At 56.6% G+C, this 1,041-nt stretch carries 1 protein-coding gene and 1 pseudogene; both read right to left on the bottom strand.

The window, feature by feature from the left end; translation table 11 throughout:
* Positions 1-586: ATP-binding protein (locus HMPREF3148_RS12640; RefSeq protein WP_070509279.1), on the bottom strand; the 586-nt coding region annotated here is incomplete at its 3' end.
* A 6-nt stretch (positions 587-592) separates the two neighbouring features.
* Positions 593-1,041: pseudogene (locus tag HMPREF3148_RS13770) on the bottom strand (IS21 family transposase); the annotation flags it as partial.

Raw genomic sequence — 1,041 nt, 5'->3', positions numbered from 1 at the left:
CGCGGTCGAATATGATCTTGGTTAGGTCTTCTTGTCCGCGCTGGTTGATTCCTATCGTTAGGAAATCATCAAGGATGAGTACATCAATGTTTTGTAGCCTGCGCATTTTAGCTACGTAGCGTTCATCTGCCGGCGGGAAGGCCGCTAATTCATCGACGAGCTGATCCAGTCGGTAGTAGGCGACGCTGTATTCGGCCTGGCAGGCAGCAATACCGATAGCGCAGGCGATGTAGGTTTTACCTGCACCGGTCGGTGCCAGGACGTGCACATTGGAAGGTTCGTCGCGCCAGGGTGTTGCGGCCAGTCGTTTGAGCTGGCGTAGATTCAACCTTCGTTCATCGGGGTTGATCAGCTCGGCGAGTGTTGCTCCCGGATAGCGGAATTTGGCTTGGGCTATGGCTTTGACGATGTTGGTTTGCCGACGCTTGGCTGCGGTTTCTTCCACTGCCTTTAAGAAGATCTCCTCTGGTAGAGCGGTGTTGGCGTCATCGGCAGCGGCCAGGTCGAAGAAGATATCGGCGAAGGTCGACAGACGCAGTTTAGGCAGTGTAGCGCGCATGTCGTCGTCAAGATTGATGGTGGTCATGGTGGTCTAGGCCTCCTTCTTCGAGGTCGCGGTTGGGGTGTCGTAGTAGCTGGCGGGGCGCAGGAACACTGCATCAGGGATGGCGGTGATATCTACAGTGCGCGACTGGCCTTGATCGACCTGGACTGCTGGCGTTTGGTTAAGGGTGTGACCGTTGCGGGCGATGTCGGCTTGAATCCGTGCAATGACCTGCATGTTGGGTGCCAGGTTATGGTCGATGACTTGCTGGCAGGCAGGCTCTAGCGTGGTCTTGTTGTGCTTGTTTCCCAGCTTGACGAGTACGTTGCGGGCGGTATGCAGTCCGCGGGGTATGGCTTTGGCGTTGCGGTCCAAGATTGATAAGACAACCTTGGTGGTTGCCGGCCCAAACGACGAGGCCCGAGCAAGCAGCTCGTTGCGGGTAAGAGGTTTGATCCCAGCGATATCCTTGTCCGGGGTATGTGCCGGATCGGTGC

The sequence above is a fragment of the Corynebacterium sp. HMSC05D08 genome (genome assembly GCF_001807215.1).
GTDB classification, from domain to species: domain Bacteria; phylum Actinomycetota; class Actinomycetes; order Mycobacteriales; family Mycobacteriaceae; genus Corynebacterium; species Corynebacterium striatum.
The sequence above is the reverse complement of the archived record's forward strand: the minus strand, read 5'-3'. Positions and strand labels throughout refer to the sequence as shown.